We start from the raw sequence: 12,743 nt of genomic DNA on the forward strand, positions 1-12,743 counted from the left end.
TCCCTGTCCTCGGCCAATGTGACCTCTCCCTTCCACGATGCTCACCGCATGATCCTGTCGACCGGACATGAGACCCGGTCGATTCATCCCGTCCATTGTCCTAGCACGGGCACCGCACCCGGGGCATTGGACGCCGGGCGTGTCTTGTCGGCTGCGCCGTCAGTATGGAAGTTCGCCGGTTGAGTCGGAACCACGCTGCGCCTCGCCGGCCGGTGCCACAGAGTCACCGTCCGGGTTGTCGCGCCCGTTGCCTCCGTTGTCCAGCGCCTGCGGAGCCAGCCCCGGGACCTGCCCGGTAGCCTCCGGGTCACTGGTCGGGCGCTGCGCCCGGACGTCACCGTTGATGTCCGTGACCGGCAGGGTTGCCTCAGGGTCTGCGGCGCGGAGTTCGTTGACGTCGTCACCGTTGACGTTGAGGACGCCCGCCTGACCGGGGACGACCATTCCCAGACGCGATGCCTCAGCCGCGATGCGTTGAGTGGAGGACGCATCCTCCACATCGCGGTGCAGCGACTCCAGTTCATTGGACAGCGTCGTGCTCGTTGCTTCAGCCTCAGAGAGCTGGAAGGACTGTTCCGTCGTCTTTCCCGACAGATACATGGCGAAAGCAACTCCGGCGACGAACAGAGCGAGTAGGACCACCCAGGTCCGCACCACCGAGCGCTCAGCGGCGGACGGGACGGCGATTCGACGTCCCCGAACCGTCACCTGCTGCCTCGAACCTCGCCGCCGGACCGGACTGGCGTGGGTGCGGCGGGGATCCTCACGACGGGGTGCCGGAGTGACGACGGCGGACCTGTGATCGTCATTCCCGGTTACGCTGGTGCGTTGGCGGGTGCGCTGACGGGCTGCGGTGGCGGTGCTCATCTGGTTCCTCGCTGTGCGTCTCGGTGTGTCTGCTGAATGCGTCGGACTGCCCTGACCCGGACGGGCGCCGCCCGCGGGTTCTGCTCGATCTCCGCCTCGGAGGCTTTCTCCGAGCCTCGGGTGACAAGCTCGAAATCTGGGGCGTACTCGGGCAGCGCGACCGGTAGTCCCGCCGGCGTGTGGTCCACCGTCAGGTCAGTGAGAGCCTTCTTGACGATGCGGTCCTCCAGGGACTGGTAACTCATGAAAACCGCGACGCCTCCGACATGGAGACGTGCCGTTGCCTCGGGAATGACGGCAGCCAGAGAATCCAACTCGGCGTTCACTTCCACGCGAAGGGCCTGGAATGTGCGCTTGGCGGGATGTCCCCCGGTGCGCCGGGAGGCTGCCGGAATCGTGCGGTAGAGCAGTTCAACCAGGCGTCCGGAGGTCGTGAACGGCTCCGACTCCCGTTCCCGGAGGACGGCCGAGGCGATCTTCCCCGCGAAACGTTCATCCCCGTAGGACTTGAGGATCCGGGCCAGGTCCCCGTGTGCGTAGTTGTTGAGGATGTCCGCCGCAGTGGTGGGCAGGTCCGGGTCCATCCGCATGTCCAACGGTGCGTCCTGGGCATAAGCAAAACCACGGTCCGCCTGATCCAACTGCATCGACGACACTCCGAGGTCGAAGAGATATCCCGAGACACCGACCTCCCGGACCGACTCCGGAAGTTTTCCTTCATCCACCAGCGTGTCCAGCGCCTCCCCGAGACCGTCGAACCTGGTGCGGTGAGCGAGGAACCGGTCACCGAAACGCGCCAGACGCTCCTGTGCCTGCGTGAGCGCGGCAGGATCACGATCGAGGCCGACGACCACTGCCCGGGGGAAGCTGTCGAGAAAAACCTCGGTGTGTCCTCCCGCCCCCAGCGTCCCGTCGACGATGACAGGGATGTCCAGCGCTTCGGACGAGGTCACCCCCTCACCGACGAGCTCCACCATGCGGTCGCGCATGACCGGGACATGCCCGTGCTCGCCAGAGACGCGTGCGTTCTTGTCGTCATCGGCGACGGTCATCGAGGAGGTCCTTTCTTCAGGGGCGGTTGTCCGGTCCCGTTCACGTGGTCATCACAACGCCGCCGGGACTGTACACAGGGCCTCACCTGCACGGGCCCGTTTGATGTCGGGGAAGTACATCAAAACAAGGTCGTCCGCGCAGATGAGGGCCGGCACACAGTCCCACCGGCGTCGCGGGGGCATACGGCAGTCACAACGCCTGTCAGAGGATCCCGGCGAGCGAGTCGTCATCACCGTCGGCGAAAGTGGACTCGTGCTCCTCCAGGTAGGCCTCCCAGGCGGCAGCGTCCCAGATCTCGATGAAGTCGACCGAGCCGATGACGACGCAGTCCTTGTTGAGGCCCGCGTAACTCCGGTGCCCGGCAGAGAGGGTGATCCTCCCCTGCTTGTCGAGCTCCTGTTCATCGGCACTCGCCGCCAGATTCCTGACATATGCCCTCGCCTGCGGGTTCGCCCGTGACGCTGCCGCTGCTTTCGCGGCACGCACCTGGAACTCCGCTTTGGTGTGGACAGCGAGGCTGTGGTCCTGACCGTTGACGACGACCAGCCCGTCCGCCAACTGCTCGCGGAACTTGGCAGGCAAGGTCAACCGACCTTTGTCGTCGAGCTTCGGGGTGAAGGTGCCGAAGAACATGTCGGCCCCCTTCCCCGGTCATCCGGACATCTGAGACATTGTTGCCGTATGCGTTCTCTGTGAAGTTGTCCCGGGACCAATCTGCCCCAGTGCGCCCCACAGTACCCCACTTCCAACCACAGTGACTAGCCCACAAGCCACAGAAGGCCACAAAAGTCGCACAACACGTCATCCTGATGGAAGATGTCCGGGGACATCACCGTTCTGAACTGTGATTATATGAATTCAAGCATAGTGGGGGAAGGTGGGGACTTTTTGTCACCCCTGTCGCGAATGTCGGGAGGATCGGGACCTTTCCGCACACCTCGACCGGTCCGTGGGGGCCCGGTGGGGCATTGTGGGGACTACGGGAGCATCGGGGCGACAGGTCGTCGGGCATGATAAAACGGGCGGGCTCCGATCGATGATCGGAGCCCGCCCGTGAGTCGGCGCGTACGGCGGGCGAGGTTACAGCACCTCGCGGTGAATTATTCGAACCGCTTGCGGAAGCTGTCCTCCATGCGGTCGGCGACGCCGCCACTCTTCGGGCCGGGGCCCGACTTCCCGGAGGGTGAGCCGGATCTCCCGGCGCCGGAGCCCGATGACCCGGCCCCACGGAAGGCCAGCAACCCCCCGCCGAACATCACGAGAAATCCGACGACCCCGAGCGCGACAAACCAGAGGCTGTTCTGGGACAGTGCGATCCCGGCGATGAGGAGGCACACACCGAGGAGAAACACCGCTACCGAGCGGATTCCAATACTGAAGCCACCGCCGACCGGCCCGTCTCCCGCGGCCTGCCTGGCAAGGTTGGGGTCGTCGGCAATCAGCGCCTGCTCGATCTCCTGCAGCATGCGCCGTTCCTGTTCTGAAAGGGCCACGATCGTCCTCCCCTGAGGTGTCGGGTGTCGATATTTACCGGATGTTCTGTCTCTACCGTCTCAACGCACGATGAGCGGAAAAAGTTCCGTACTGATGCCATTAATCCTACCCCAGGACCACCCTCCGCCTGTCACGCAACCTCAGGCAGGTAGCCGACGCGACCACGGACAGCGTCAAGGAAGTTGCAGGCATCCTGGTACACCTCGGTCACCTGCTCTTCTGACAGTTCAGGAACCAGCCCCATCTCCACCTGAGCCACCAGCCGGGCATGGGGAGCAAAACGGAGACACCAGGTCTCCATCTCCTCGTCCCCGGTGAGCGCCCGCACCTTTTCCCAGGCGCTTCCCGGCGGTAACCGTCGCCGCTTCTTCCTGGCAAACTGGATGACCGCACCCGCAGCACGGAGCGCAGCACGGTACGCCCAGGTCAGCCGCTCCTCACGCACGAGATCAGTGCGGCTGAGCTCAAGTAGTCGCTCCGCCTCGATCACGAATGTCTCCGGCGGAACGGCCCCGCCCTTATGCGACCTGCTCATCCTGGCAACACTGCCGGTAGCTCCCTGTGCCATGACCGCCTCCTTCTCGGACCGTCCCGTCCACTGACCCGTGGTAACGCCTTTCACCATACGAAGGCCCCCGGACGTGAAAGCCGGACGACGCCACCCTATAGAACATGTGTTCTATTTTGCCCGTTTGTGTCAGCTCCGCCGCCCCGTTTGCCACAATGGAGAAGTGACCGACGACCACCAGATCAGCGTGTGCACCCTCCCGGTGCAGGACTATGTCCGCCGCATCGACCAGCTTGTCGACATTCACCTGAGGGCGATGTCGTACCCTCCGGAGACTTTCCACCAGCGTCGACAGCTGTGGTTGGACAATTCCCGGAAACCAGGATTCAGCTGCGTGGTCGCACTGTCTCACCCGACCCGATCCGCTCCGGACCCCGGACACTCGGGGCACCGCGCAGTCGGGGTGGCCTATGGTTTTCCGGGCGACCGTTCCAGTTGGTGGTACAGGGAAGTCCATCGCGGCCTGGTCTCCACGGGACTCAGCAACGACGCCGCCGACGCCCTGCTCGCAGACTACGACGAAATCTCCGAAGTCCACGTTCACCCTGACCACCAGGGACAAGGAATCGGGCGGAGGCTGCTCAGCACGCTGCTGCCCCACCTCCACCGACCGGTTTCACTGCTCTCCACCCCGGAAGTCGACGGCGAAGCCAATGCCGCATGGTCCCTCTACCGTGCCACCGGCTTCCGGGATGTCCTGCGGGGGTTCCGCTTCGGCTCCGACCCCCGCCCTTTCGGCATCCTTGCCCTCACGAGGGAGTGACGAGGGACCTTAGCGCACCATGTCCTGGCCCAGTTCGGGGCCCCACGCAGGCGCCATTCCCAGGTTATGGAGCACCTCCTGGGTCGCGCGGACATTGTTCATCGTCATGAAGTGCAGGTCGGGCGCCCCCTCCGCAATGAGTCTCTCCGCCATCCTCGACGTGACCTCGATACCTGCTTCACGGATCCCCGCGGCATTCTTCACTTCGTCGCCGGCGGCCGCACGGGTCAACAGCTCGTCGATATCCGTCGGCAGCGAGGCCCCGGACAGTTCCAACTGGCGACGCACCGACTTCAGCGAGGTGATCGGCATCAGACCAGGGATGATCGGTTTCGCGCCGTGCACGGGGTCAGCCGCTGCCAGTCGGTCCCGTAACCGGAGGTAATGGTCGACGTCGAAGAACATCTGGGTAATGGAGTAGCTCGCCCCTGCCTGTAGCTTCTGCAGTGTATAACGGGTATCGTCCTCCAGGCTCCCGGCGCGGTAGTGCCCCTCGGGGAAGGACGCTATGCCGATGTCGAAGTCGACGCATTCGGGCATGGACCGCACGAGTTCGATCAACTCGTGAGCGAAATTGAGCCCCCCGTCGACCGGCGTCCAGTCCCCCATCGGGTCGCCGGGCGGGTCCCCCCGCAACGCCAACAGGTTCGTCAGACCCAACGACGCGAACTCGCGCAGAATGTCCCGGAGCTCCTCTTCCCTGTGGTCGACCAGGGTGAGATGGAGCAACGTGGTCAACGGTTTCACCGCCAACCGGGACGCCACCCGCTCCGTCCGCTCCCTGCTTGATCCCCCGGCGCCGTAGGTGACCGAGACGAAACTGGCGCCGAGGTCGTGAAACGCCTCTGCGGCGGACCAGAGACGCTGCTCTGCAGCATCGTTACGAGGGGGCATAAACTCCACCGAAAAAGGCACGCGTCCAGGCGTACCCCACTTGAGGGTGTCTGCGACGGCGACCTGCAGGCTCGCCGGGGCGGGGCGGTGAATTTCATTGACCATAGGGCCCCATCCTAGAAGACCGTCCCCCGCGTCCGGCAGGTCGAGGTCTGCTTTCCTCACCCCGGTCCCTACTATTGGGTTGAACCGGACGCGAATGCGCTCCCCCACCTAGTTACGGAGGACCCACCGATGGCCGACGCCGCCCCGATGAAGACCTGGCACGTCGACGCTCCGCTGACCGACGTCCCCCCCGTCGTCGACGACACCCTCACGGAGTTCCTGGCTGCCCGGCACGCGGAGTTCGACGGCATCGATCCTGTCATCGCCCAGGGCATCAGCGAACTCGCGGGGTTCGTCGTCGGAGGCAAACGGCTCCGCCCTCTCTTCGCCTGGGCAGGTGTCCGCGCCGCCTTGGAAGGCGGGGGCGGGCGGCTCGACCACGTGACCGACGCCGACAGCCTGATCACCGCCGTCAGTTCCCTGGAGTTCATACAGGCGTGCGCCCTGATACACGACGACATCATCGATCACTCGGACACCCGGCGTGGGCGTGCGACCGTCCACCGCGCATTCGAGTCTCGGCACCGTCGCGACCAGTGGCACGGTGACGCCGGTGACTACGGTGTCAGTCAGGCGATCCTGGTCGGTGACCTCGCTTTCGCCTGGGCAGATGACATGCTCGCCGACTCCGGGATCTCCGCCGAGTCCCTGCTGCGTGCGCGCACGCCCTGGCGCGCGATGCGCACGGAGGTCATCGCCGGGCAAATGCTCGACATCTCCGTGGAAGCCAGCGGTTCTGAAGATCCTGAGGCATCGGCGAAGGTCAACACCTACAAGACCGCCGCCTACACCGTGGAACGACCTCTGCACCTCGGGGCCTCCCTCGCTGACGCGCCCGAGCGGACGGTACAGATGCTGCGGGCCGCAGGTCGAGACATCGGCATCGCCTTCCAGCTGGAGGACGATTACCTCGGGGTCTTCGGTGACCCGGTGGTCACCGGGAAGGCCTCCGGCGACGACCTCCGTTCCGGGAAACGGACATACCTGGCGGCGACGGCGCTCCGCGCCGCTGACGCCACCGACCCTGCTGCCGCAGCACGGTTACGGGCCGGCATCGGCACCGCCACGTCTGAGTCAGAGGTGGACGACCTCCGTGCAATCATCGTGGACTCCGGAGCCGCTGACGACACCACCGCACGGATTCGGTCTCTCACCGACCGCGCCATAGGGACCCTGCGTCGAGGCGGACTTGGCGCATCGGTCACAGAGGAACTCGTCACCGTCGCCGAACAGCTCACCGAGCGGAGGAGCTGAACCGTGTTGACAACGATCGCAGCCCGGGTCCGCGACATGCCGCGTCGCCGCGCCATCCTGCTCGGGGTGATCGGTTCAGTCCTGTTGGCGGTGTGTTCCCACTCGGTCGGCGCGACCCGCAACCGCGGAGGTGTCCTCCAGGAACTGGGATGGTCGAACCTGGGTTTCGGCCACCTCTACGGGATCGTCGTCGTGTTTATGTGGGTGGCCATCCTGCTGATGATCCTGTCGTGGATCGTGATCGGCGGTCGCATCGTCCGACTCGGCGAAACACTGGGAAACCGGACGGTCATCGCCTGGGTCGCACCGTTGTTCTTCGCCGGGCCCCTGATGAGCCGTGACATCTACTCCTACCTGATGCAGGGCACCCTCGCCCGGGACGGGCTCAACGCCTACGACGTCGGTGCCTCCGCCAATCCCGGTCGTATGTTCTTCGAGGTGAGCGGAGACTGGAGAAACACGACGACCCCCTACGGTCCTCTTCACCTGTGGATCGGCGAGGGCATCACTCGGATCATCGGGGACAACATCACCGCCGGGATCATCGTCTACAAGATCCTCTCGCTGGCCAGCTTCGCCGTCCTCGTCTGGGCGGTGGCCGGCCTGGCCCGGCGCCTCGGGTCCTCGCCCCACCTGGCCGTATGGATCGGTGTGGCCAATCCCCTGGCCGTCATCCACTTCATCGGCGGCATGCACAACGAGGTCACCATGATGGCCCTCGTCTGCGCCGGACTGCTCCTCGGCCTGCGGGCCGCACCGGTGCGCGGCCTGCTTTACGGTTCCGCTCTGATCGGCGCCGGCGTCGCCTTGAAGGCGACCGCACTCTTCGCACTGCCGTTCCTGGTCTGGGTGTTCGTGGCGCGACGTGCCGGCATATTGCCGGGTGAGGACGGCCCCCGTCGTCGCGTGCGCGAGATCCTCCGCGATCTCCGCCAGTTCACACCCGCCCGTCTGGCGACAATACTGCTGGGTGGACTGGGCTCCGCTGTAGTGATGCTGGCCTCCGTCGTCGTGATCACCTGGGCAAGCGGTCAGACCTGGGGTTGGGTCGCCGAGATCAGTGGGAACACCAAGGTCATCAACCCCCTCTCCCTGGCATCGCTGCTCGCCGGCTTCCTCGTGCGCCCGTTGAGCCTGATCAACGAGGAGATCTACTTCAACGAGATCGTCGCGGTCCTCCGGCCGGTCACCATGGCCCTGATGCTGATCGCACTCGTGGTCTGCTGGTTCATCTGGCGTCGCGGCCCGCGGGACGCAATGGTCGGTGCGACAGCCGCCTATGCGGTGACCTGTGTGCTCAATGCCGTCGTCCTGCCGTGGTACTACATGGCACCATTGGCGCTCTTCGGGGTCTGGGTCCGCGACCGCAGGGCGGTGATTGTCGTGGCCTGGTTGTCGATGGTCATGTCCATGACCTTCGACGGGGGCGGTAACAACCGTCTCTACTCACTGTGGTGGCTCATCGTCGTCGGAGTGGTGATGTGGTGGGCCGCCACCACATGCCTCAAAGACTCCTCCGGACGTTCCGACGAGTCAGCAGAGGATTCAGGCGAGGATTCAGGCGATGGCCATCGCCTGGGCGCGACGCATGACCTCCCTGGCGAGGTGGCCATGGAGCGCATCGACAGGGCGCCCCGGCAATGACCCGTCCTCGGTGAACAGGAATTCCAGGATCTCCTCGTCGGAGTAACCTCCGTCCGCCAGCAGGGCGATGAGACCGGGCACGAAGCGGTTGATCTCACCGGCATCGGTGAAGAACCGCGCAGGGATCTGCCGGACGCCGTCCACCTGTACCGCCACCAGGCGGTGACTGTTGAGGTCATCCATGATGCGGGTCACCAGGACGCCGAGCAGTTCTGCGGTTTCGGGGACGTTGAAGACCCGTTCGCCGGCCGGGAGCCCTGTCACTGGGGACGTAAGCTCGCGTCCCGCGACCGCACCATCGGCGGCGTGGTCGGACCCGGAGGTGACGTCAGGATTGTCGCTGTTGTTATTCGTACTCACGGCACCCACCCTATCCCGTCCTCCCGACTTTCCTGGACTGCCCCGTATACTTCCCCGGTAGCCGTAAATGAAAGGAGGCGGGTCGAACATCATGGAATCCCAGTTGCGCCCGGGAGACCTGTTGGACAACCGGTACCGCATCGGCGAGACAATCGCCCGCGGAGGAATGTCGGTCGTCTACCACTGCGTCGACACCAGGCTGGACCGCGACCTCGCCGCCAAGGTCCTTGATCCGGGATTCGCCCGGGAGCCCGCGTTCCGCGCCCGGTTTGAACGCGAGGCACGGGCCGTGGCGCGCCTGAACCACCCCTGCCTGGTCAACGTCTTCGATCAGGGCGTCGACCACCGCCCGGACGGGGACCATGTGTTCCTAGTCATGGAGCTGGTACCGGGAGGTACGCTGCGCGAGCTCCTCCGCGAGCGCGGCCCCATGCCACCCCACGCGGCACTGGCGGTGATGGGGCCGGTCCTCGAAGCACTCGCCCTGGCACATGAGGAGGGGATGGTGCACCGTGACGTGAAACCGGACAACGTCCTCATCCGCGATGACCACCAGGTCAAACTCGCCGACTTCGGACTGGTCCGCGCGTCTCGTCGCGACGTCACCTCTGGTGGCCCCGTGATCGGCACCGCCGCGTACCTCTCCCCCGAGCAGGTCCGGGGCGGGCATGTCGGCCCGGAGGGCGACGTCTACTCCGCCGGGATCCTGTTGTTCGAGCTTCTCACCGGACGGACCCCGTTCCGGGGTTCTTCGCCCGAAGAGACCGCGCTGATGCGGCTCGACAACGAGGTTCCCGCTCCGTCCACCCTCATCGCCGGGGTCCCCCCCGAACTCGACGATCTGGTGGTCCACGCCACTCGCCAGGACGCGGCCGCACGTTTCGTCGACGGGGGCGGTTTCTTGGCCGCAGTCCGGGACACCCGCCGGGATCTCGGTCTTCCCGATTTCCAGGTCCCCGCACCCACCGCCAGCGCCGTCCACCGCGCGCTGGAGGGGTCCGTCGTCTCGGACCGGTTGAGCTGGGACGACGACGCCATGGCCACAAGCATGTTCGCCGCCGGGACCACCGAGACCCGCGACGACCTCCCTGCGGCCCACACCGCCGAAACCAACCTCGTTCCGCAGGTATCGCCCACCCCCGACCCCGACTATCCCCCCGAGCCCCGCCACCTCCATGATGATCAGCCCCCCGTTCAGGAGCGCACACCGCCTCGCTCCCGGCCATTGACGAATCGCGGCGGCGGAGCCACGCTGATCTGGGGGATCCTGCTCGTCATCCTGGTGATCGGCGTCGCCGTCGCAGGCTGGTGGGTGACTTCCGGCCGGTACGGTGAGATTCCCCAGGTCCTCGGCCAGGACGTGTCCGGCGCCCGTGCGGCAGTCGAGGCCGCAGGATTCACCGCCACCGTCAGCGAAGTCTATTCCGACAATGACCCGGAAGAGACTGTGACCGGAACAGATCCCGACGCCGGCGAACGCGCGCTACGCGGCGATGACGTGGCGGTCCTTGTGTCCCAAGGTCGCCCGACCGTGCCCACCCCGGGAGCGACCGACAACCTCTCCGCCTACCAGACAAAATTGTCCGACAGGACTTTGACCTGGACTGTCGGTGAATCCGTGTACTCCGACGACGTCAGGTCCGGCATCGTGGCCGAGGTGACCCCCCGGGCAGGACAGACCGTGGACACAGGAACAGAGGTCACCGTCAAGGTCAGCAAAGGTGCCAGGCCGGTGAAGGTGCCGGACGTTTCCGGTATGTCCGAACGTCAGGCGCGGCGGGCGATCGAATCCGCCGGGTTGGAGGTCGGCGACGTCGAGCGCCGATTCGACGAGGACGTCGACGGCGGTGACGCGATCGGCACCGACGTCGACGCTGGAAGCGAAGTCCCGGGTTCCTCCGCTGTCACCCTGATCCTCTCCAACGCGATCACGGTACCTGACCTGGAAGGCATGAGCGCCGACGAGGCCGCCGACGAACTGCGTGACCTTGGCCTGTCTCCCGGTGCCGGCGACGGAGTGTCCGACACCTCCGTCTCGCGCGGCGATATCGCCGCACAGGAGCCCTCGGCAGGAACCCGGGTCGATCCAGCCGAGTCAACGACTGTCACACTGCGGGAATCGACCATGGTCCGGGTGCCCTTCGTCATCGGGCGGTCAGTGGACAGCGCGACAAAGGCCCTCGAAGACGAGGGCCTGGAAGTCGCGGTCGAGGGCCGGGAGGACGGGCGTGTGATCACGCAGTCGCCGGGACCGACCTCACGCGCCGCTGTCGGCGACACCGTCACATTGCGGACCTTGTAACTGCCGCCGGTGCTCCGGCGGCAGTTACTTACGCAGCATCTCAGCCACGAGGAAGGACAGCTCGAGAGCCTGCTGGGTGTTCAGGCGGGGATCCACCACCGTCGCGTACCGCGACGGCAGGTCCAGGTCGGTGATGTCCTGCGCTCCACCGACCACCTCGGTGACGTCCTCACCGGTGAACTCGATGTGCACACCACCGGGGTGCGAACCGGCGGCGCGGTGCACCTCGAAGAACCCCTGGACCTCATCGATGATGCGATCGAAGTCACGGGTCTTGTAGCCGTTGGAGGACGTGTAGGTATTACCGTGCATCGGGTCACACTGCCAGATGACCTTGTGTCCGGTCGCTTCAACGGCCTCAACGATCGGAGGCAGGACATCCCGGATTTTGTCGTATCCCATCCGCGTGATCAGCGTCAACGTACCGGGTTCATTCCGGGGATCGAGCTTCTGGACGTAGGCGACGGCCTCCTCCGGTGTCGTCGTCGGCCCGATCTTCACGCCGACCGGATTTCCGACCATCGCCGCGAAGGCGATGTGGAAGTCATCGAGACCACGTGTGCGCTCCCCGATCCAGATCTGGTGGGCGGAGAGGTTGTACAGCACATCCTCGCCGTCCTCCCCATGTGCCAGACGGAGCATTGCACGCTCGTAGTCACGCACCAGGGCCTCATGCGAGCAGTAGATGTCCGCCGTCTGCAGCGTGGAGTCGGAGACACCGCAGGCGCTCATGAACTCCAGACCACGCTCGATCTCCCCTGCCAACGCCTCGTAGCGGGCCCCGGCGCGGGAGTTGGCGACAAATTCACGGTTCCACTCGTGTAGCTTGGCCAGGTCGGCGGTGCCCGAACTGGTCAGGGCACGTACAAGGTTCATCGCGGCACCCGAGTTGGCGTAGGCACGCACCATGCGGGACGGATCGTGGCGCCGTTCCTCTTCGGTGGCGCCGATGCCGTTGACGAGGTCGCCGCGGTAGTTCAACAGCCCGTTGGAGTCGCGGTCCGCGGACCGCGGCTTCGAGTACTGACCGGCAATACGCGCCATCTTCACGACAGGGGTGGAGGCACCGTACGTCAACACCACGGCCATCTGCAGCAGAGTCTTGACGTTGCCGCGGATGTGTGGCTCGGTGTTGGACTCGAACGTCTCCGCACAGTCGCCCCCCTGCAGCAGGAACGCCTTGCCCCGCGCAACATCTGCGAGCTGCGTCTTGAGGCGGCGGATCTCCGGAGCCACGACGATCGGCGGCACCGACTCCAGGATCTTGCGCACGCGGTCGGCATGGCCCTGATCCCACGACGGCTGCTGCTTCGCGTCGCGTGCGATGGTGTCCTGAAAGACCCGTTCGAGGTCGCCGGGCAGCGGCGGCAGATCAGGAAGCTCTTCGAGAGGTGCGTCAATTGTCCAACCCATGCGCGTCATCTTACGAGACGCCGTGC

12 protein-coding genes are annotated in these 12,743 nt (G+C 65.5%); 4 read left to right on the top strand and 8 right to left on the bottom strand.

The window, feature by feature from the left end:
- Nucleotides 1-159: 159 nt before the first annotated feature.
- The 5 genes from CGLY_RS16765 to CGLY_RS09845 form a co-directional block, all read right to left on the bottom strand.
- Nucleotides 160-867 carry a hypothetical protein gene (locus CGLY_RS16765; protein WP_052539995.1) on the bottom strand — a complete coding sequence of 236 codons (708 nt, stop codon included), beginning with the start codon at nt 865-867 and terminating at the stop codon, nt 160-162.
- Nucleotides 864-1,919 carry a 16S rRNA (cytosine(1402)-N(4))-methyltransferase RsmH gene (gene rsmH / locus CGLY_RS09830; protein ID WP_038549105.1) on the bottom strand — a complete coding sequence of 352 codons (1,056 nt, stop codon included), beginning with the start codon at nt 1,917-1,919 and terminating at the stop codon, nt 864-866. Before rsmH ends, CGLY_RS16765 begins: the two co-directional genes overlap by 4 nt.
- Before the next feature lie 202 nt (nt 1,920-2,121).
- Entirely contained in the window at nt 2,122-2,553 is a 432-nt protein-coding gene (gene mraZ / locus CGLY_RS09835; RefSeq protein WP_038549107.1) for a division/cell wall cluster transcriptional repressor MraZ, read from the bottom strand.
- A 467-nt stretch (nt 2,554-3,020) separates the two neighbouring features.
- The gene (locus CGLY_RS09840) at nt 3,021-3,413 is read right to left on the bottom strand and encodes a DUF3040 domain-containing protein (RefSeq protein WP_038549109.1); all 393 of its coding nucleotides are present in this window, start codon (nt 3,411-3,413) and stop codon (nt 3,021-3,023) included.
- 131 nt (nt 3,414-3,544) lie between these two features.
- Complete coding sequence (locus CGLY_RS09845; RefSeq protein ID WP_038549111.1) at nt 3,545-3,982, bottom strand: SAV_6107 family HEPN domain-containing protein; 438 nt, start codon at nt 3,980-3,982, stop codon at nt 3,545-3,547.
- Between the two features lie 163 nt (nt 3,983-4,145).
- Here CGLY_RS09845 and CGLY_RS09850 point away from each other — a divergent pair, with 163 nt between their 5' ends.
- Nucleotides 4,146-4,745: a GNAT family N-acetyltransferase gene (locus CGLY_RS09850; protein WP_038549113.1), complete on the top strand. Its 600-nt coding sequence runs from the start codon at nt 4,146-4,148 to the stop codon at nt 4,743-4,745.
- A 9-nt stretch (nt 4,746-4,754) separates the two neighbouring features.
- On the opposite strand, the gene CGLY_RS09855 is transcribed toward CGLY_RS09850, so the two are convergent.
- On the bottom strand, nt 4,755-5,744 hold the full coding sequence (locus CGLY_RS09855; RefSeq protein ID WP_052540860.1) for a methylenetetrahydrofolate reductase: 990 nt from the start codon (nt 5,742-5,744) through the stop codon (nt 4,755-4,757).
- A gap of 129 nt (nt 5,745-5,873) precedes the next feature.
- Here CGLY_RS09855 and CGLY_RS09860 point away from each other — a divergent pair, with 129 nt between their 5' ends.
- Together CGLY_RS09860 and CGLY_RS09865 are read left to right on the top strand one after the other, a co-directional pair.
- Nucleotides 5,874-6,998: a polyprenyl synthetase family protein gene (locus tag CGLY_RS09860; RefSeq protein WP_038549115.1), complete on the top strand. Its 1,125-nt coding sequence runs from the start codon at nt 5,874-5,876 to the stop codon at nt 6,996-6,998.
- Between the two features lie 3 nt (nt 6,999-7,001).
- Nucleotides 7,002-8,642, top strand: coding sequence for an alpha-(1->6)-mannopyranosyltransferase A (locus tag CGLY_RS09865; protein ID WP_038549116.1), 1,641 nt, complete (start codon nt 7,002-7,004; stop codon nt 8,640-8,642).
- Here CGLY_RS09865 and CGLY_RS17560 read toward each other — a convergent pair.
- Nucleotides 8,556-8,906 (bottom strand): Rv2175c family DNA-binding protein, encoded by a 351-nt coding sequence (locus tag CGLY_RS17560; RefSeq protein ID WP_081804054.1) that lies wholly within the window; start codon nt 8,904-8,906, stop codon nt 8,556-8,558. The genes CGLY_RS09865 and CGLY_RS17560 overlap by 87 nt on opposite strands.
- Nucleotides 8,907-9,093: 187 nt before the next feature.
- On the opposite strand from CGLY_RS17560, the gene pknB reads away from it, so the two are divergent.
- On the top strand, nt 9,094-11,304 hold the full coding sequence (pknB, locus tag CGLY_RS09870; protein ID WP_038549118.1) for a Stk1 family PASTA domain-containing Ser/Thr kinase: 2,211 nt from the start codon (nt 9,094-9,096) through the stop codon (nt 11,302-11,304).
- Nucleotides 11,305-11,328: 24 nt separating this feature from the next.
- Here the strand turns inward: pknB and CGLY_RS09875 are convergent, their stop codons facing one another.
- The gene (locus CGLY_RS09875; RefSeq protein ID WP_038549120.1) at nt 11,329-12,717 is read right to left on the bottom strand and encodes a class II 3-deoxy-7-phosphoheptulonate synthase; all 1,389 of its coding nucleotides are present in this window, start codon (nt 12,715-12,717) and stop codon (nt 11,329-11,331) included.
- Between the last annotated feature and the right edge of the window lie 26 nt (nt 12,718-12,743).

The sequence above is a fragment of the Corynebacterium glyciniphilum AJ 3170 genome (assembly GCF_000626675.1).
In the GTDB taxonomy this organism is placed as follows: Bacteria; Actinomycetota; Actinomycetes; order Mycobacteriales; family Mycobacteriaceae; genus Corynebacterium; species Corynebacterium glyciniphilum.